Genomic DNA, 19,092 nt, shown 5'->3' with positions numbered 1-19,092 from the left:
TATGTTGAATATGTGTTAACAGATATCCTCCTAAGGGAGGATATCTGTCATGAATTTTGATGATTTATTGCTTATTTTTGATTAGCGCAGCGGCTTAAATAAGATAAAAGTAAAGGAATAGGGCGGCCGGTTGCCGACAACGATTTGGTGTAGGTAAAAGCGGTTCCTGCTACATCGAGATGAGCCCATGGTGTGCCGTCAGCAAATCGAGAGAGAAAGCAGCCTGCCGAAATAGCACCAGGAGAGTTTATGCCCGTATTCATCATATCCGCGTGTTGAGAAGTGATGGCGTCTTGATATTCTGGCCAAAGTGGAAAAGGCCAGCACCTGTCATTAGCCAGTTCCCCAGCTTCAATTAATGCGCTTTCAAGCGCAGAAGAGTTGCTAAAAAGCGCACTGGCCTTGTGCCCCAGTGCGCTAATGGCCGCGCCGGTTAGGGTTGCTACATCAATAATAACGGAAGGGGAGAACTGTTTCGCGTAGCTGATTGCATCGGCCATAAGCATACGCCCCTCTGCATCGGTGCTCATTACTTCCACGGTTTTTCCTGCGTGCATAGTAATAATGTCACCCGGACGATAAGCTTTGCCATCAATCGCATTATCGGCGCTTGCCACAATACCAATAATATTTACATTCAACCCTAGTGTGGCAACAGCTTGAATAACGCCTAATACGCAACCTGCGCCTGCCATGTCGTAAATCATATGGCGCATATCCGGGCTGCGTTTTAACGTGATGCCGCCGCTGTCAAATGTGACGCCCTTGCCAATTAGCACTACTGGCGGTGAATTCTTTAAACCTTTGGCTGTATAGCGAAGAATAGGCATGGTGGCTGAAAACTGTGAACCAGCATTTACCGCTAAATAACCGTTCATGCCTAACTGCTGCAGCGTACTTTCATTGAGGATATCGCAAGACACCGAATTAAAGGTTTGCGCCAGATGCTGAGCTTGTTCGGCCAAATAATACGGCGTACATAAGTTGGCCGGCATGTGAGCGAGATCTTTAGCCCAGGTCATCGCGGCATTAAGGGCTGATTCATAGGCAATAGTGTGTGAAACGAGACGCTTTTGTGCGTCATTAAAACGGTTTGCATCTAATGCAAGAGACAGCGTGCCATTGTTGTTGTACTCACTAATCTCGACATTATTTTTCTCTTTGTCAGTGCTACTCCCGGTTGCACTGATCGCGTCGCTATTTGCATCGCGAATTCGATTATCGAGTTCCGACGTTTTATTCGTTTTATAGCCTCTAAAGTGATAGCCCTGTTTGAAATAGCTTCTAAGTAACGCACTCAAAAATTGTCGATGGCTCGCAATAGTGTTTACGGGGTCACTTCTTGTTGTTTCAGTGATAGAAAGCGCAATTAGCGACAGTTTTTCCAAGGTTACCGACACGCTTTCGAGCTTTTTAAACAATGCATCGAACTGCTGTTCTGCATAGCGAAAAGCTAGCGCGTTAGTTTGGTTCACGTCACTGGTGCTTTTTGAATTAAACGCAGAATTTGAATCGCTAGCGTAGCTTAAGCGGTTAACCATGGAGGGGTCATTAGTTTTAGATAAAATCGAGGCACGGCTAGAGGAATTGGGGGCATCTGACGCTTCAAAAAGCGGAAGATCTATACCATAAAACAGCACCCGTTTTACATCAGCTAATTGTTGGCTAATTTTGTTTTTTCCGCTGTTTTCAGTGTCTGAGATGTAACTTGTTTTAAACGCCTTAAGGCCTTGTACTAATACACATTGGCCTTTATTTCCTGCAAAACCTTCATCGTCAAAAACCTGCTCAATGTATGTCTTAGCGGGTGTTGAAAAGTGAACTAGTTGGCTCGCTAATAACTCGGGCGTAGTTAAAATAAGTAAGCAGTCACTGTCGTCTAGCGTTTTACTTTTATTGCTTTCATCAGCCCAAATTAGGTTTGCTTTTATCACGAGAAGCGCCCTTTTGAGGCTTTGGGGCGAAAGCTTCTGACAGCAAAAATAAACGTGATAGCAGAAAGGCAAAGTATAACGGCAAGCGCGTTGTGCTCGAGTTTTTCATAAAGCGCAAATCGCAATAATTCTACGCCGCTACTAAAGGGGTTAAAGGCACAAATTTGATAGAGCCATTCGCTGGCCTCACGCATTTTCCAAAGCGGGTATAAGGCGCTGGATAGAAAGAACAATGGGAAAATGACAAAGTTCATTACCCCTGCAAAGTTTTCGAGCTGCTTAATATAGTTTGCCAGTAATAAGCCTAACGAACCTAAAAACAATGACAGTAGTGCGATAACAGGCAGCGCATAAAGGTACCCGAACGCAGATAAGCGTACATCTAGCAATAGCGCAAAAGCAAAGAAGATATATACCTGAATAGCGCTTACCAAGGTGTTGGCTATAAGCTTGCTGCCTAGCAGAAAAGGGCGGGGAACCGGGCTTAACAGCAATACTTTCATGCTGCCCATTTCTCTGTCGTACACCATGGACAGTGAACTTTGCATACTATTAAAAAGTACGATCATGGCGGCAAGCCCGGGTACAATGTATTCTTCGTATAAAATGTAACTCTCGTAAGGCTCGGTCATTGAAAGGCCCAAGGCCGAACGAAACCCCGCAGCAAAGACAAATAGCCAAAGTAATGGGCGCACCAATGCACTCAACAGGCGTGTGCGCTGCTGCCAGAACTTCAGCATCTCTCTGGTGAGTACACCCACAAAACAGCGCCAATACATCAGGAGCCTTCCTTCATCAAATGCTGCCAAAGATGCTCAATATCTTGTTGATGATACTTGGCTAACAATGCTTCGTATTGATCGTGGGCCAACACTCGCCCCTTCGATAAGACTATCAGATTGTTATTGTGCTTCACTTCCTCAAATAAATGGGTGGCCCATAGCACGCTCACGTTTTGTGAATGAGCTAGGGCCTGTACTACCCGCAAAATAAGATGACGTGATTCTATGTCTAGGCCAACGGTAGGCTCGTCTAGCAGCAGCAAGGTTGGTTTGTGAATAAGGCAGCGCGCTAACTCAACCCGCCGTCTGTGACCGCCATTTAAGTTTCGAATTTTTGTGTTGAGCTTTGAAGTGAGGTCGAGTTCGTCGAGCAAACCTTGAATATGCGAAAGCGCGCTAGCGGTGCTTATGCCGTGAAGCGAAGCAAAGTAAGACAAATTTTGTTTTACTGATAAGTCGATATCTAAGGTACTTTGCTGAAATACCACGCCCATTTTCGCCATAATACTTGTGCGAGATTGAGACAGGCTAGCACCATCAAAGGTAATACTACCTTGCGTAAGTTTTTGAAGGCCCGTAATAAGCGCAAACAGCGTACTTTTGCCTGCGCCATTTGGCCCAAGCAGCATGGTTAAGCCTGGCTTTAGGCAAAGGCTAATATTGTCCAGCGCGCAGTGGCTGCCGTACTGATGTGAAACCTCTTGAACCGCTATTTCCATTTAACCGCCACGCCCCAAGGGTAACGCCCCACTTTTACCGTATGCTCTACGTTTAACGTGTGGGTATTAATAACAGAAACATCGCCGCTCACACCGTTAGTGGTCAGCAATAAAGACTGATCCTGGTTAAATGCTAATTGCCAAACGCGTCGCCCAACCAAAATGTAGTCTTCTACTTCGAACGTATCGGTATTGATGACCGCTATGCGATTCGCTGGGCCAAGCGCCACAAAGGCGTATGGCTTATCTTTCATAAGCACAATACCCACTGGCTGAATCTTGTCGCGATAAACGCCCTTAATGGCAAAGGACAGGGTCTTCACCTTTTGCTTGGTGGCTGTATCGAAAATACTGACGGTGCCACCTATTTCCGAGCTTACCCAAAGGTACTTGTCATCCTTGGTAAAGTGAGCATCTCTGGGTCTTGCATCAACCAAGCTATTTGCAATATTTTCGTGAGTTTCTGTATCTATCCAGTGCACCATGTTAGTGGTTTCTGATGTGACTACCATCATGCTGCCGTCGTGACTCACAGCCAGCCCCTCAGGCTCTACGCCTACATCTATCTGAGAAATGACCTGAGCCGTTGGAATGTCGATAACGGTAAGAAGGGCATCGTCTTCATTGGCTGTGTAAATAGTGGTGCCGTTAGGGTGCAATGCTATGGTTTCAGGATCTGCACCTGAGGGAAGATCGCCCACTATGGAATGGGTAGACAAGTCCATAATTTGAATTCGATCAGCATCAGAGGCACAGATATACGCGTGGGACTGGTCTGCACTTAAAATAAACCCACGGGGCCGCTCGCCAACCTCGATAGTTTCAACCACATCAAAGGTCGACATATCAATCACAGATAGGGTGTTGTCTTTTTCGTTAGTGACATAGGCTTGAGGAAATGCAAATGCTTGAGGAAGTGCAAAGGCAAAATTTGCCATTAAACTGCCAAGCAACAGTACAAAGCGATAACTCATAGCTTGTCCTTACAGGTAGTGTGTGTTGCGCCTAATGTATCCAGTTCGTTGGTTTGGTGAAGAAAGCCTTCAAGGGGCGCATGGGTCACCAATGCGTCTTCATGGGCCAGCGCAATAGGCTGTCGAAATTGGTGGGTGTGGGGGCGAATAGAAAGGGGACGACCTTTATAGGCACCCAGCGTGTAGTCGTCGCTAAGCAAGGTGTTAAGTATTCCCTGCTGCTCTAAGTCACTTCCATGCTGCGCAGCATTTGCCACTGCCATTACCGCAAGGTACGCGGCGAAGTCGACTTCATTCATGTGTCTGTTAAACCCGTCGTTAAAGCGGCTTTGAAGCTGACGGGCGCCCCATTGTTCGTGGGTAAAATGCCAACCTAGTGCTTTTAGGCCGGCAGCGCCTACCACAGGTACGGGATAATACGTGTTAAAGGGGAGGCTATACGCAAATTGTGCCGCGCTATCGGCGGTAAAAACAGCCTGATAGGTTTGTCTTGTTCGCGTAAATTGAGGAATTTCAGCAAAAGCAGCCCTGCGTAAATCAAAACTTTCCTGCCACTGTTTAGTTTCAACAAGTGAAAGTTTGAATTTTTTAGCACTGCGTTTGAACGCGGCTAGATATGCAGCGTCGTCAGCGGTTTTTCCGTAAACCGCGAGTATCTCGTTAATACGTTTTGTGCGAAGCCACTGGGCTAGCGCGTCGGCTTTCATCTGGTAGCTGGGCATTGTATGAAACAAGGGCAGGCGACATGCATTTTGTCTCAGCAAATCATCGCTATTCGCTACGTTAAAAAATACGGCATTAGGAAGCGTACCCTGAACAGCTGAAATCAACTGTTCAATGGAAGCAGCCTCTGAGTTATTACTGCTTTGCATATCCAGTAATACAATAGGTGCGATGTCGCTTTGTCGATTGCTGCTTATTGCTTTAGGGTTTGTGTTAGCACTTAAACTAGAGCTCTTAAGTGTTTGAGCTAAGTAAGCTTGCAGTTCGCCGATAGAAGGCACACTGATTTCAGTTAACTCAAATTGATAGCCAAGAAATTTTCCCGTGATATTGGCGTCACTTATCGCCACGCTTGCACCAGCCACCCCCTGATTGCTTGGTGCCTTTAAGTAGTCTGGTGTGCCTGGAGGCGATGTGCCTGCAAACTTTATGTAGGTAATGGGAATAATGGCGGAAGAGGCCTGTGGTGCAGCTCGTTGAGACTGTGAAGGTTGTGTTTCACTAAACGCTAGTGCGCAGTTTAAAAGCGACAACAGAATGCAACAAAAGAGTGACATTAGGCGCCTTTGATCGCGCTTACCGGTTAATCGTGTTTCAACCGTGCTTTTTACACCCTTTGCCATATACCACCCCGAGCTCAGCTGCATGCTTTTGCCGATATCTGTTTGTCTGATACAAGGTTATATGGCAATTTTCCCGAAGAACATCCTCCTAAAGGAGGAATGCTATGGCGCTAAAGTAGCATTAGTAAAATCTCGCTAACCCCTTAGTATGCATAAGAAGTTCGTTTCAATAAGTGGGTAAACCGTGCAGTTAGTTAAACCTTTTCGCTTTATTTTCTTTTTTTTATCCCTGATAACGGTTTCTGCGTTTGGGGAGGCAAGATCGTTAGACGATATTAAAGATAGCGGTTTAATAAGAATTGCGGTGTACACCGACTATCCTCCCTTTTCCCTTATTGAAAACGACAGCCCCACAGGCATTGATGTTGATATAGCCCGTGAAATCGCGAGCGCCCTTGGTGTTGAGCTAGAACTGATATGGATGACACCAGGTGAAACGACAGAAGACGACTTCAGGAATTACCTATGGAAGGGCCATATTATCCACCGAATTAAGGCCGATGTGATGATGCGTGCGCCTTACGATCCTAGCTTTTCTCAAAAACGTGACGACGTGGGCTTGTTGGTTAATGAGCTTGTTCATATGTTTGCCCCATATCACCGTGAAAGCTGGCAAATCATTCACAACACGCAAACCTTGCCCGAAGTGGAAACCATGGGCATGTTTCAGTATCACACGATTGGTGCGGAAATAGACAGCATTCCCCACTTTTACTTAACGTCAGCGTTTGGCGGCCGATTGCGAGAAAAAACATCGCACTATGGCTCAAACGCAGAAGCGTTTGACGCGATGAAAGCAGGAACCGTCGAAGCGGTAATGGGATTGCGCTCGCAAATATCCTACCTCAGTCAGTTTGTTGATAATGAGCAATATCGCCTTGCGAGCAACGCGTTTCCGCTCATAGGAAAGCAAAAGTGGGATATAGGACTTGCTGTACACACTAATTATCGCGCGCTTGGCTATGAAATTGGTGATGTAATTACGCGAATGGTGGTAGAGGGCGATATGCAACGGCTATTTGAAAAATACAAAACCATTTATGAAATACCGCCCTATTATTCTGGTCAATAGCACGCTGAGCTATATCATTCTCTACAATAGCTTTCCGAACAGCAGTCTTTTTATTTCTAGTATTCTGATCAATAACACCCTGCTTCGTAAAGGCGTAAAAACCCAAAAAGGTAAAAGCGAAGAGGCGTTACGCAAAAGGAAAGCTCCCCTTCATTCCTCCTCCTAAAGGAGGAGTCAAATCACTCCGCTGTTGCATAGGCATTAACATCCCCCCTAGCTATGCTAATCCTAACGAATAGTCTGAAACAGACCGTTTATGGCCTACATGCAACTAGGAACCGTTATGAATAATAATATGCCAATTAAAAAACTTGCCCTATCTATGTTGATTTGTGCAAGTGCGTTAACTCCTGTCCATGCTGTTGTCACCGACAAAGATATTCAGAATGACCACGTTACCACTGACGACATAGTGACGTATGGAATGGGCTTGAAAGCTCAGCGCTATAGCCCGCTAACCGCTATTAACCGCGATACAGTAGAAGAAGTACGCCCCGTATGGGCCTTCTCATTAGGTGGTGAAAAGCAGAGGGGTCAAGAATCGCAGCCTTTGGTGAAAGATGGCGTGATGTATGTAACCGGATCTTACTCTAGGGTGTGGGCCATCGATGCGAGAACCGGTGAAGAGCTATGGCAATATGAGGCGCGTTTGCCAGACGGCATAATGCCTTGCTGTGACGTGATAAACCGCGGCGTCGCGCTTTACGATAATCTGGTCATATTCGGCACCTTGGATGCCAAGTTGGTGGCACTGGATAAAGATACGGGTAAGACAGTATGGTCGAAGAAAGTTGAAGACTACCGTGCGGGCTACGCCATTACTGCTGCACCTATCGTTGTTGACGGAAAAGTCATTACAGGGATTTCGGGTGGTGAGTTCGGTATCGTGGGTAAAGTGTATGCTTACGACGCGAAGTCTGGCAAACAGCTGTGGGTTAGACCTACCGTTGAAGGGCACATGGGTTACCTTTGGAAAGACGGTAAGAAAACCGAAAATGGTATTTCAGGCGGTGCACCAGGTAAAACATGGCCTGCTGATTTATGGAAAACTGGTGGCGCAGCTACATGGCTAGGTGGCACATATGACACTGATACAGGCTTGCTTTTCTTTGGTACAGGTAACCCTGCACCTTGGAACTCTCACTTACGCCCTGGCGATAACTACTTCTCGTCGTCACGCTTAGCTATCGACCCTAATACAGGTAAGATTGTGTGGCACTTCCAAACTACGCCACACGATGGTTGGGATTTCGACGGTGTAAACGAGCTTATCTCGTTTGATTATCAAGAAAACGGCAAGACAGTGAAAGCGGCGGCCACGGCCGATAGAAATGGCTTTTTCTACGTACTAAACCGTGAGAACGGTGACTTTATTCGCGGCTTCCCGTTTGTTGACAAAGTAAACTGGGCAAAGGGACTCGATGAAAAAGGTCGACCTATCTACATTGAAGAAAATCGCCCAGGAAGCCCAGCGCAATCTGCTGATGGTAAACAAGGTGAGCAAGTAGTAGCGCGCCCAGCGTTCTTAGGCGGTAAGAACTGGATGCCAATGGCCTATTCAAAAGATACCGAACTCTTCTATGTACCTTCAAACGAATGGGAAATGGATATTTGGAACGAGCCTACGTCCTATAAAAAAGGGGCGGCGTATCTAGGTGCTGGTTTTACCATTAAATCAGTGAACGAAGACTTTATTGGTGTGCTTAAAGCGATTGACCCTAAAACTGGCAAAACCGTGTGGCGCTATAATAACTATTCACCGCTTTGGGGCGGGGTGTTAACCACCGGCGGTGGCTTGGTGTGGACTGGCAATCCTGAAGGTTATCTCATGGCCTTTGACGACAAGACCGGCGAAGTGGTTTACAAGTTCCAAACTGGCTCAGGTATTGTTGGCTCTCCAGTGACATGGGAAATGGATGGTGAGCAGTACATCTCTGTACTATCTGGATGGGGCGGCGCAGTGCCTTTGTGGGGTGGTGAAGTTGCAAAACGCGTGAAGCATTTCAACCAAGGCGGCACCGTGTGGACGTTTAAATTGCCTAAGCGTTATCAGCAGGTGGCAAAAAACTAATCTTCGATGAGCGTCAAACAGTGCTAAATGCATGGCCAGCGCCGATGTGTGCTGGCCATCTTTTTCGTCACCTATTATCCCGCATGACGGTACGTTAAAGCTTCACTATCCTGATGGGCATCACTTTCGACCCTGACGTTAACATCGCAGATAAAGCATTAAGTGTGAGCCACGCGCTTTTCAGTAGCTATCAAAGTGGCCTCCTACCAAAGGAGGAGCCTTTCGAAACCAAAGTAGAGTTACCCCCTGTTTCCCCGGACGTATACTTGAAGCATAGTCTTTTGAGGATGTATTAATGATGAAAACAAAAATATCGATATTGTTTGCTGCGCTCGTGGTGACTGGCTTTTCAGGCCACGTGCTAGCACACGGAAATGTGATCCCTCAAGGAGCCGATAGCTCAGCGATGCCGCCAATTACTGATGGCGATGAGTCTGAAAATGGCTGGGTATTTACTAACCCTTATCGCAGTCTTGATGATGAAACCAAAACCCAAGTCATCAAGTTTGGTGAATCAGCGTACGCGAATAACTGTGCAGGCTGCCATGGCTTACACGCACAGTCTGGAGGAATAAATCCAGACCTTCGCGAGCTCGATCCAGAAAGCTTTGAAGATGACGAATGGTTTGTTGAGCGCTTGCGGTTTGGCTCGGCGAAAGGCATGCCCGCACTTGGCGGTATCCCTGAAGGACAAACCGATCCTATCCTAGATCAAGAGACACTTTGGGCGATAAAAACCTACGTTGAAGCACGCCGAGTTGTGGCCATTGAAGAGGGTGAGATAGAGGCAGATTAAGGTGACTGCTACGCCTTTTTCGCCGGGTTAACGTCGAGTTACCCGGCGTTTTTCGTTTCTAAACCATGTGGCAACGGGTTCACCGCAGCTGTCTGTTAACCTTTTAACTTTGCATTACTCAGCAGTACCTCTAGCGAAGATGTGTCTTTTTTAAACTAACTGTAATTTGCTCAGTACCCCAAAGGCGAGCGCGGTAATCGGTAAAGACGCCAATGTGCTTACTGCAATAATGCTTGCCGCTAAGCGGTAATCACCACCTAAGTTTCTCACCATGACATAGCTTGCTGCAGCGGTTGGTGAGATTGCTAATAAAAGAACAATACCCAGCTCCATCCCTTTAAAACCAAAAGCGTAGGCAAGGGCAACCAATACAGTTGGATAAATTACGCATTTACTGGCTGTACTAAGCACGATATTAAACCAGTCACTGGAGAAAGAGCGAAACTGCAACGAGGCGCCCGTGCAAATAAGAGCCAGCGGAAGCGTTAACTGAGCGAAATACTCCCCTGTTTTCACTACGGTATCTGGAAGCTGCCATTCGAAGTACGAAAAGGGCAGGGCTGCAGCAATAGATAAGATCAACGGGTTTTTCGCCATGCCGGTAACTTGGCCCATTAATGAGCGCGACGTACCTTGGTAAAAGTTAAGAACAAAGACCGACAGTACGTTAAATAATATGGTAATACATCCCATATAGACTGAAGCTACAGCAAGCCCTTCTTGCCCATAGGTATTGGCACAGTAAGCTAAGCCTATAATGCCCATGTTGGCTCTAAAGCCGCCTTGAACTACCACGCCCCTTGCTTTGTAAGGCTGAACGGTAAAATGAGCGCAAATCATTAAGGCGAGGAATACCGCAAGTGTTCCCATAACCCCTACCATTATGAGGGTGGGGTTAGCGGCTTTAGAAAAGTCTGCTCGCGCTATCGATAAAAATAGCAAGGCAGGGAGTGCCACGTTAAACACCAGTTTTGAGCCTGCTTCAATAAAGCCCTCATTAAGCCATTTAATTCGGAAAAATAGCCATCCCATTAATAAAAGAATAAGAACGGGAATGAGCGTGCTGGTGATAAAGCTAAGCATAAAAAGAAAGAGACCTTTATATCTATTAAGGAGGGTGAGCGAAGCTGAGCTAACCGCAAGTGCTTAAGCCATAGTATGCCAAGGTTTTTCATGTGCGCATAAGACAAATTCCAAGTCGTTATAAGAAAAAGGGTTGCGTGTAGCTATTAGTGGCTTAAATCTATTCACAAACCATTTGAATAAGCGTAACTTAATATATTATTGGCTGGCGTTTGTTGTTATTGAGATTGAGGTACGGCCTGCACTTAAATTTTTAGAACAAATAAAAGAGAATAAAGAATAGAAATATGAATGGTTTTCTTTTCTTCGTCAGTTTAATTCTCCTCGTTAGCTTGGCGATCGGGCCCGCTTTCGGAGCCTCTAAAAATACAACGCCTGTTCCAACGATGTTGCTGGTTAATGAGCATTTAAAAATTTTTGAGGAAGACGGGAGTATCCTTACTGCAGAGGATATCGTCGATAAATATCAGCAAAACACACTCATCGCTAACGATAGCGGCAAAGTAAGCTGGGGTTTTACTAATAAAACAATATGGGGTGTACTCCCTGTCGAACACTCTGCTTATGAGCTTAACTTTTCAAATAATGACGTAGAAAATCCTCTAGATAGTGCATTCATACCCCTTAAAATAAAAATAGATAATGCATGGCTTGACCAAATTGACGTGTACTTTTTTGAAGATGGTCAAAGAAAAAGTCATGTAAGTCTTGGCGATGACAACGTCCATAGTAGCCAAGCTGAAAACACCAGAATGCCCTCCACGTTTTATCGTGTCACAACGCCCCAAACCTTAATTGTGTTCCGTTTTGCGTCTCAAGACCCCATGACAATTCCTATTTACATAGGCACATCAAGAGACGAACAGGGCAACGCTACCGAAAATGCCTATTTTTATGGCGCGTTATACGGTTCACTTATCATTTTACTCGTTTATAACCTGGTTCTATATTCCTATCTAAAAGAACGCAAATACCTGCTCTATTCATTATATCTACTGTCGTTTTTGGTGTTTAATTTCACTTATACAGGGCATGGCTTTTGGTTGTTGTGGTCAGAATCTGTGTTCCTTCAGCAATGGTTAATGCCCACACTGATGTTTTTTTATCTATTTAGTGCGGTAAGATTCACCATCGAATTTTTAGATACTCAGCTTTACTTGCCAAAGCTCTATCGTTTTAGAAAGTATATTTACGGCGTGTTGCTCATGTTAGCCGTGATAATTATCGCCATTGGCAGTCGCTCATTTGCCGTAATGTCGCAGCTTGTTGTATTGACAACGATCGCGTTTTGGATGCTATGTATCGGCATTTTTGCCTATAGAAATGGTGACGCACTAGCCAAGTTTTTTCTACCCGCTATTTTGTGTGGAACGGGAGGTGCTACCGTTTCAAGTTTAGCGACATGGGGTCTTATTCCGTATTCCACATGGGCGTTTAGGGGAATTGAAATAGGCATGGTACTTGAGATGTCTTTGCTGTCTATTTCGTTGGCATTTAACTACAAGCAGGTGCAACAAGCTCGAAATAATGCAGAGCGAGATGCGCGACTAGACCCACTTACCTCGCTTTACAACAGACGGGCGTTTGAAGATTTAGTCTATCCTATTTGGGAGTTGGGAAAGCGCAGTAATAAATATATGTCGGTAATGCTTATCGACTTGGACTGGTTTAAAAAAGTTAACGATACTTTCGGTCACGACGTGGGAGACAAGGTACTTCAAAAGGTAGCAGAGGAGATTAAAGGGCAAGTGCGTGGTTCTGATATTACCTTTCGCTGGGGCGGCGAAGAGTTTTTGGTGTTTTTGCCCCACACTCGTACCCAATACGCCAAACAAATTGCTGAAAACTTACGTGTTCACTTATCAATGCATGATATCAATAAGCTGGTAAGAATCACGGTGAGTATTGGCGTTGCAGGCACTTCCCCAGGTGATGAAGACATTAAGTTGCTAATAAAAGAAGCTGACCAAGCGCTCTATTTAGCCAAGTCTAGAGGAAGAAATAGGGTAGTGTTGTGGAATGAGGCTGAAATCGAACGCTGATTTATAAATCCACGTTTCTCACGTATTATTCGTTTTCGTTTCTTCAGAGTATCCTTTTCATGTACAAAGATTTTCAAGCAGAGTTGGCGTGGGCTAGCCTGCATATGCCGCGCACTCGTAAAGCCATCGCATCACTTCCTGACCTGTCTAACGTAAAACTTGCATGTAACATGCACCTAGACTTAAAGATGGCACCTTTAGTTGAAGGGCTGCTGTCACGTGGCTGCGATATATTCCTTACTACCTGCAACCCTACTACAGTACAAGATGACGTTGTGTCTTACCTTGTAGATAAAGGCGCAACAGCTCATGCGTGGCGTGATATGAGCGACGCTGACTGGTCTGAATCGTTCGATAAAGCACTGGCGTGGCAGCCTACCCATTTATGTGAAATGGGCGCGGACCTCACTACCCGACTGCATGAAAATATCAAAGCCAATAAGCCAGTTCCAAGCATAGTATCGGGCTTGGAGGCAACGGGCTCTGGCATTAATCGATTAAACGGAATGGCGCCAAACTATCCTATTTTTAACTGGGACGACTTGCCAGTAAAAGAGGGGCTTCACAACAGGCACATGGTGGGCCTAAGTGCATGGCAAACCTTCTTCCAAACCACCCATTTAACCCTGCACGAAAAAGTTGTGGTTGTTATTGGTTATGGTTTAGTGGGGCAGGGCGTGGCGGCATCGGCCAAAGCGTTTGGAGCACAGGTTCAAGTGGCTGAACTTGACCCTGCAAGAGCCCTTCAAGCGAAATACGACGGTTGGCCAGTGGTTGGTTTAGACGAGGCTGCTAGCCAAGCTGATGTTATTGCCACAGCAACAGGTGCCTACGGCGTAGTAAATTCGAAACACCTGGACAGCATGAAAGACGGGGCGTTTATTTTAAACGTAGGTCATGTGGCGCAAGAAATAGATGTGTCGTACCTTAAAAGCAACGCGGCCCACAGCGAGCCAATGCCTTATGTAAACGCTTATAAACTGGGTGATAAAACGCTTTATTTGCTGGCTGATGGTTCTATGTTTAACTTAACCGCAGGCTATGGCGACAGCATCAATGCGTTTGACGTCACCCTTGCCGTCATGGCAGCGGGCATTGGCTATATCGTCAACGAAGGCGCGACCAGCGAGAAGGGCCTATATTTACTGCCAGAAAAAGCTTGGAAAGGTGCGCTTTAAAGTTCAAGCTGTGAGGCGTGTAATCTAATTAATACACAAGAACTAAACGAATTATCGGGGGAGCGACTGCTATCTCGACATTATTCTTGAGTGTTGTAAAGTGAGCCCGTTTTAAAATTTCAGACCTAAGGCGGGCTTTGATGAACACAACTATCGGCACAAAGACAGCGCAACAAGCACTAGATAGTCTTGTCGACATGACAAGCGACCTAACACCCATCCCTCTTCCTGAGTATCAGGCACGAATTGCCAAAGCGCAACATTATATGCAACAGCATGGCATAGGCGCGCTTTACTTAAACGCGGGCACTAACTTAGCGTATTTTACAGGAATGCAGTGGTACGCCAGTGAGCGTTTAGTGGGGGCGCTTCTACACGCAGAGGGGAACGTTGTTTACCTAGCTCCTGCGTTTGAAATTGACTCTTTGAACGAACGCAAAGTAGTGGAAGGGGATATTATCGGTTGGCAAGAGCACGAAAGCCCTTACGCACTTGCCATGTCTATTCTGAATACCGTCAATACGGCGGGTGGCATAAAATTAGGCGTTGATGAATCAACCCAGTTTTTTATTGTTGATGGGTTTACTAAGGTGCTTAATAAGCCCTGGCAAATTGTGAATGGTTCAGAGGTTACCGCGCATTGCCGCATGCACAAATCGAACAATGAGCTTGCGCTAATCCAGCGGGCCATGGACATGACCCTTGCTGTGCACAAAGCCACTGCCAGTATGCTTTATGAAGGTATTACCACCACAGAAGTTGAAGCATTTATTAACGATGCGCATAAGAAGGTGGGGGCCTGCGGTAACTATTTTTGCATTGTGCTGTTTGGTAAAGCAACCTCGTTTCCCCACGGCGTTAAAGACCCGCAAGTATTAAAGAAAAACGACTTAGTATTGATTGATACTGGCTGTAAAGTACATGGCTACCTCTCTGATATCACTCGAACCTATTGTTTCGGTGAGCCGACAGATAAACAGCGTGCACTATGGGAGAGCGAAAAGCGCGCTCAGCTTGCGGCATTTAACGCTGCAAAGGTCGGTGTACCTTGTGGTGACGTGGATAAAGCTGCCCGAGATAGCTTAGCGAAAGACGGCTTAGGGCCAGATTATAATTTACCGGGTTTGCCCCATCGAACAGGGCATGGCATTGGTATGGATATTCACGAATGGCCGTATTTGGTTAAAGACAATCCTCATCCGTTAGCACCTGGGATGTGTTTTAGTAACGAGCCTATGATAGTGGTGCCAAACGAGTTCGGTATTCGCTTAGAAGATCACTTCTATATGACCGACGAGGGCCCAGTGTGGTTTACTGAACCCAGTTCTGCCATCGATTCGCTGTAAGTAGACTGAGATGCAGCTGCTCTTCGTTACGAAGAGCAGCTGTAATGCGCAACACCGCCTGCACTGAAAAATTCAAGTGGGCGCAGTTGGTAATACTTATTCTCTATCTCTTCTGATTGCTCATCATAAGGCGCGGTGAGGATCTTCTGAAGTGCGTGTATTTGAGTGAAGTCACCGTTTTCGGCGGTTTTATAGGCAGGCACAATAAGCCATTCGCGCCATGTGAATTTAGGGTTTGCTTTGCGCATGTTTTCTGCGGTTGTAGCAATAGCACTCGCTACATCATCTTGTGTTTCAGTGTCCTTTTCAATCCGCTCACGCCAGCTTTGCAACCAAGCCTCCCATTCTGTCATCACCTCTGCTTTAGGCGGGTAGTAAAAGCTTTTCGTCAAACCCGTCATATCTTCAGGTATCGACGATAACTCTCGGAAAAACAGATTGTAGTCGACGCCTGTGCGCAGCATTAATTGCAGCAGCTTGATAAGCAAGTCGTGGTCGTAGCTCGCAATACCAAGCTTAGTTGCCCACATGCTCTCCATTGCGCGTTCCATCACGCCAGAAAAACCGTCGTTAATATCGTTAAGCTTAGCGAGCTGTTCACTGTTGCCGTCAAGTAGCGGCATTAGTGAGCGGCAGAACATATCAAAGTTCTTTTGCGCTGCAATGGGCTGGTTTAAAAACGAGAAGTGACGACCTCCGCCTGTCCAAGGTTGGTAGTCTGCTTCAAAAAACTCACAAAAACCAAATGGCCCATAGTCCAGCGTAAAACCACCGGCGGCACAGTTATCGCTATTAAAGTTGCCCTGACAGTAACCGACGCGAACCCAATCAGAAACAAGACGCGTTAGCCGGTCTCGAAAAAGTGCAGCCAGCGTTATCACTTGTTCTTCAAACGGCGTAGTTGTGTCAATTTCACCAGAGTACTCTCGCTCGATAAGGTGTTTAACAATGGCTTCTAGTTCGTTTAACGCTTCGCTGTGTTCGTTGCAGCGAGCTCGCCTAGCAAAAAGCTCTATTTGGCCTACGCGCAAAAAGGAGGGAGCAACGCGGGTGGATATAGCCGTTATATTTTCTACCATCACTTCAGGTTCATAGGAGTGAGAGCCTTCGCGATACCACGGGCGGTCTACTGTGTCAGATTCAGACATAAACAAGCTCAGCGAGCGTGATGTTGGAATGCCAAGGGCGTGCATGTGCTCTTGCACTAAAAATTCACGCACGCTAGAGCGCAATACGGCGCGACCGTCTGCGCCGCGACAATAAGGCGTGCGTCCCGCACCTTTTAACTGCATCTCCCAACGTTTGCCGTTGAAGACCCCTTCCACGATAGAGATTGCTCGGCCATCACCGTAGCCGTTACCCGTCCTGAACGGGCACTGCTGCGTGTACTCAGTACCGTAAATAGACAGTGCGTAGCCGGTTGCCCAGCCGAATGATTTCATAGGTGCAGGTACTGCTGACATATCCCCTGAAAAGAGCTGCGTGAACGCTTTAGATGTTGCCAAACTGTCGTCTAAGCCTAATTCGGCAAACAGGGTCTCGCTGTGCGCAATATATTTGGGCGAAGTTAATGGGGTCGGAGTAACCGGCACATAGTGACCAGAGAAAACTTGACGAGGGTTGTGGTCGTTACCGTCGCTAGTTGATTGGGGATCGGGCGTAAGCGTGTCAAGCAATGAGTAATCTACATGCTTTGCGAATTCATCTAGCGTTTCAATTCGTTCTGTCACTTCCTCACCTTTTTCATGTTCATGGCAACGCTTTATGTCATCTGTTTGACAGGCTGTTGAGTGCGAAAAGCACATCAATGGCGAGCCTTATTCAACGTCCAGCATTGAAGCTTGTTTAATGTACACATTGTTTGACTAAGAACAAACAATACGGCGTTTAGACATTGTACTCTTATCTATACTTTTATGAAGGCACGCCGCATAGGTTTAATGCGCAGCATTAATCTGAACGTCGGGGCCTCAACGTGTCGACATTGCCCGGTCTACTCTCGTTAACCATCGGGAATGATACCGGTGGGCGTATTTGCCTTTAGCTAACGATAGCCGATATACAACGTAAAAAGGAAAGCCAATGGATAGCGTCTTACTGCTGGGCAATATTATTGGTGGGCTAGGGCTGTTCTTACTTGCAATCGGCATGATGACGGACGGGCTAAAGTTAGCTGCGGGCAATGCCTTACGTACATTGCTTGCCACGTGGAGTAAAACGCCATTTAGAGGTGTGGTGTCTGGTGCCGCGATGACTGCTTTAGTGCAATCTTCAAGTGCGGTAACTGTGGCCTCTCTAGGGTTTGTTAACGCAGGTTTACTGAGTATGCGGCATGCATTGGGTATTGTGTATGGTGCAAATATCGGTACGACCATGACAGGGTGGCTTGTTGCCCTCGTTGGTTTCAAGTTAAATATTCAAGCCGTCGCGCTGCCTATGATTGGCGTAGGCATGCTTTTAAAGCTGCTTAAACCGAATACCCGACTAGCCTCTTTAGGTATAGCAATTGCGGGTTTTGGTCTGTTTTTTGTAGGCATAGACAGTTTGAAAACTGCCTTTGAAGGAATAGTAAGTACCTTCGACTTTAGTCAATTTAAAGCCTCTGGCGTTGAAGGTTTTCTCATGTACCTGGCCATTGGTTTTGTAATGACAGTACTTACGCAGTCATCCAGTGCGTCTATTGCATTGACCATTACTGCGGCAACGTCTGGCATAGTGGGCATTTATGCTGCGGGTGCAATGGTCATTGGTGCCAATATTGGCACCACATCTACGGCTATATTCGCATCAATAGGTGCGACATCAAGTGCTAAACGGGTGGCCGCTGCGCAAGTTGTGTTTAACGTCCTTACTGCCCTTGTGGCTGCATTGCTCTTGCCACTCTTGTTTGGTTTTATTCATTGGTTGACCGCGCTAATCGAGATTGAAGCTAATCCAGGCATTACCCTTGCCATTTTTCATAACTTATTCAATGTGTTGGGCGTTGCGATTGTTTTTCCTATGAACGACAGGCTAGCAAGCTTTCTTGAAAGACGTTTTGTGTCGCTAGAAGAGGAGGCCTCCAAACCTAAGCACCTAGATAAAAATATCGCTCAGACGCCGGATTTGGCAGTAAACGCACTTATTCTTGAACTGTTGTCAATTTCGGATCGCTTTTTAAACGTTTACCCCAAATTACTTTCCGTGAAAGTTAGCGAAGTGACCGCAGTGGAAAACGACATTAGTGTTGTGGAAAAGCTATGTCAGCACGTGTCGCAATTTATCGTAGGCGTTGAGCGAGCGGCGCTAAGCGAAGAAACCACACACGCATTATCGTTGCTTATGCGTGTTGAGCACTATGTTTATTCCATAGCGCAAAAATCCTCAGCAATATTAACGTTGAGCAAACGAAGAGAAAATCTTGGAAGACCAGAATTAGAAGGGCAATTACTGAATCATTTATCAGTTACCACTGAGTTTATGAGAATGGTTCGTTGGAGACAGTTTGATAGTAGTGACGCGTTAAATTTGCAGTTTGATTTACTAGAAAAAGAGCATCATAAACTCAAGTCAGCTTTGGTGATGGGGGCGACACAAGGTGATATTGCGGTTGTGCAAATGACTGATGCAACGGAGTGTATGGAATACCTTTTACAGATCGCTCAAATGTGGGTCAAAGTATTTAATCGAATTCAACAGGTAGAGGACAGCATAACAACAGCAAATGTAATTCAAGTCGATAATCAAACGCATTCTTAGCATGATGAAAG

Annotated in this window: 14 protein-coding genes; 7 read left to right on the top strand and 7 right to left on the bottom strand. The window is 46.0% G+C overall.

What is annotated here, in order from left to right; genetic code table 11:
• Positions 1-71 precede the first annotated feature (71 nt).
• Genes JC525_RS12490 through JC525_RS12470 form a run of 5 tightly spaced genes read right to left on the bottom strand, consistent with a single transcriptional unit; the run spans position 72 to position 5,755 of the window.
• Positions 72-1,934 (bottom strand): leucyl aminopeptidase, encoded by a 1,863-nt coding sequence (locus JC525_RS12490; protein ID WP_198816136.1) that lies wholly within the window; start codon positions 1,932-1,934, stop codon positions 72-74.
• Complete coding sequence (locus JC525_RS12485; RefSeq protein WP_198816135.1) at positions 1,931-2,713, bottom strand: ABC transporter permease; 783 nt, start codon at positions 2,711-2,713, stop codon at positions 1,931-1,933. Before JC525_RS12485 ends, JC525_RS12490 begins: the two co-directional genes overlap by 4 nt.
• Positions 2,713-3,435: an ATP-binding cassette domain-containing protein gene (locus tag JC525_RS12480; RefSeq protein WP_198816134.1), complete on the bottom strand. Its 723-nt coding sequence runs from the start codon at positions 3,433-3,435 to the stop codon at positions 2,713-2,715. The genes JC525_RS12485 and JC525_RS12480 overlap by 1 nt, the downstream gene beginning before the upstream one ends.
• Complete coding sequence (locus JC525_RS12475) at positions 3,426-4,409, bottom strand: PQQ-dependent catabolism-associated beta-propeller protein (RefSeq protein ID WP_198816133.1); 984 nt, start codon at positions 4,407-4,409, stop codon at positions 3,426-3,428. The genes JC525_RS12480 and JC525_RS12475 overlap by 10 nt, the downstream gene beginning before the upstream one ends.
• Complete coding sequence (locus JC525_RS12470) at positions 4,406-5,755, bottom strand: hypothetical protein (RefSeq protein WP_233095172.1); 1,350 nt, start codon at positions 5,753-5,755, stop codon at positions 4,406-4,408. Before JC525_RS12470 ends, JC525_RS12475 begins: the two co-directional genes overlap by 4 nt.
• Positions 5,756-5,939: 184 nt before the next feature.
• Here JC525_RS12470 and JC525_RS12465 point away from each other — a divergent pair, with 184 nt between their 5' ends.
• From JC525_RS12465 to pedF, 3 genes are all read left to right on the top strand, one after another.
• Positions 5,940-6,827 (top strand): substrate-binding periplasmic protein, encoded by an 888-nt coding sequence (locus tag JC525_RS12465; RefSeq protein WP_198816132.1) that lies wholly within the window; start codon positions 5,940-5,942, stop codon positions 6,825-6,827.
• Positions 6,828-7,110: 283 nt separating this feature from the next.
• Complete coding sequence (locus JC525_RS12460; RefSeq protein ID WP_198816131.1) at positions 7,111-8,898, top strand: PQQ-dependent methanol/ethanol family dehydrogenase; 1,788 nt, start codon at positions 7,111-7,113, stop codon at positions 8,896-8,898.
• Between the two features lie 295 nt (positions 8,899-9,193).
• A complete protein-coding gene (gene pedF / locus JC525_RS12455; protein WP_233095171.1) occupies positions 9,194-9,694 on the top strand; it encodes a cytochrome c-550 PedF in 501 nt (166 codons plus the stop codon).
• A 150-nt stretch (positions 9,695-9,844) separates the two neighbouring features.
• On the opposite strand, the gene JC525_RS12450 is transcribed toward pedF, so the two are convergent.
• Entirely contained in the window at positions 9,845-10,777 is a 933-nt protein-coding gene (locus tag JC525_RS12450) for an AEC family transporter (RefSeq protein ID WP_198816130.1), read from the bottom strand.
• A 287-nt stretch (positions 10,778-11,064) separates the two neighbouring features.
• Between JC525_RS12450 and JC525_RS12445 the strand changes: the two genes are divergently transcribed.
• The 3 genes from JC525_RS12445 (at position 11,065) to JC525_RS12435 (ending at position 15,343) form a co-directional block, all read left to right on the top strand.
• Positions 11,065-12,819, top strand: coding sequence for a sensor domain-containing diguanylate cyclase (locus JC525_RS12445; RefSeq protein WP_198816129.1), 1,755 nt, complete (start codon positions 11,065-11,067; stop codon positions 12,817-12,819).
• Positions 12,820-12,878: 59 nt separating this feature from the next.
• The gene (locus JC525_RS12440; protein WP_198816128.1) at positions 12,879-13,997 is read left to right on the top strand and encodes an adenosylhomocysteinase; all 1,119 of its coding nucleotides are present in this window, start codon (positions 12,879-12,881) and stop codon (positions 13,995-13,997) included.
• Between the two features lie 140 nt (positions 13,998-14,137).
• Positions 14,138-15,343 (top strand): M24 family metallopeptidase, encoded by a 1,206-nt coding sequence (locus tag JC525_RS12435; protein WP_198816127.1) that lies wholly within the window; start codon positions 14,138-14,140, stop codon positions 15,341-15,343.
• A gap of 26 nt (positions 15,344-15,369) precedes the next feature.
• Here JC525_RS12435 and JC525_RS12430 read toward each other — a convergent pair whose 3' ends face one another.
• Positions 15,370-17,148, bottom strand: a complete 1,779-nt coding sequence (locus tag JC525_RS12430; RefSeq protein ID WP_233095170.1) for a protein adenylyltransferase SelO family protein — start codon at positions 17,146-17,148, stop codon at positions 15,370-15,372.
• 277 nt (positions 17,149-17,425) lie between these two features.
• Between JC525_RS12430 and JC525_RS12425 the strand changes: the two genes are divergently transcribed.
• Positions 17,426-19,081: a Na/Pi symporter gene (locus JC525_RS12425; RefSeq protein ID WP_198816125.1), complete on the top strand. Its 1,656-nt coding sequence runs from the start codon at positions 17,426-17,428 to the stop codon at positions 19,079-19,081.
• Positions 19,082-19,092: the final 11 nt, after the last annotated feature.

The organism is Alteromonas sp. IB21 (assembly GCF_016405965.1).
Taxonomy (GTDB): Bacteria; Pseudomonadota; Gammaproteobacteria; order Enterobacterales; family Alteromonadaceae; genus Alteromonas.
Note: the sequence above shows the minus strand (reverse complement) of the source record. Positions and strands in the feature narration are given on the sequence as shown.

What these genes read in the sequence shown, in the direction of transcription:
- JC525_RS12485 (WP_198816135.1), bottom strand. Translation starts at nt 2,713, where the DNA reads ATGTATTGGCGCTGTTTTGTGGGTGTACTCACCAGAGAGATGCTGAAG.
- JC525_RS12480 (WP_198816134.1), bottom strand. Translation starts at nt 3,435, where the DNA reads ATGGAAATAGCGGTTCAAGAGGTTTCACATCAGTACGGCAGCCACTGC.
- JC525_RS12475 (WP_198816133.1), bottom strand. Translation starts at nt 4,409, where the DNA reads ATGAGTTATCGCTTTGTACTGTTGCTTGGCAGTTTAATGGCAAATTTT.
- JC525_RS12470 (WP_233095172.1), bottom strand. Translation starts at nt 5,755, where the DNA reads ATGGCAAAGGGTGTAAAAAGCACGGTTGAAACACGATTAACCGGTAAG.
- JC525_RS12460 (WP_198816131.1), top strand. Translation starts at nt 7,111, where the DNA reads ATGAATAATAATATGCCAATTAAAAAACTTGCCCTATCTATGTTGATT.
- pedF (WP_233095171.1), top strand. Translation starts at nt 9,194, where the DNA reads ATGATGAAAACAAAAATATCGATATTGTTTGCTGCGCTCGTGGTGACT.
- JC525_RS12450 (WP_198816130.1), bottom strand. Translation starts at nt 10,777, where the DNA reads ATGCTTAGCTTTATCACCAGCACGCTCATTCCCGTTCTTATTCTTTTA.
- JC525_RS12445 (WP_198816129.1), top strand. Translation starts at nt 11,065, where the DNA reads ATGAATGGTTTTCTTTTCTTCGTCAGTTTAATTCTCCTCGTTAGCTTG.
- JC525_RS12440 (WP_198816128.1), top strand. Translation starts at nt 12,879, where the DNA reads ATGTACAAAGATTTTCAAGCAGAGTTGGCGTGGGCTAGCCTGCATATG.
- JC525_RS12435 (WP_198816127.1), top strand. Translation starts at nt 14,138, where the DNA reads ATGAACACAACTATCGGCACAAAGACAGCGCAACAAGCACTAGATAGT.
- JC525_RS12430 (WP_233095170.1), bottom strand. Translation starts at nt 17,148, where the DNA reads ATGTGCTTTTCGCACTCAACAGCCTGTCAAACAGATGACATAAAGCGT.
- JC525_RS12425 (WP_198816125.1), top strand. Translation starts at nt 17,426, where the DNA reads ATGGATAGCGTCTTACTGCTGGGCAATATTATTGGTGGGCTAGGGCTG.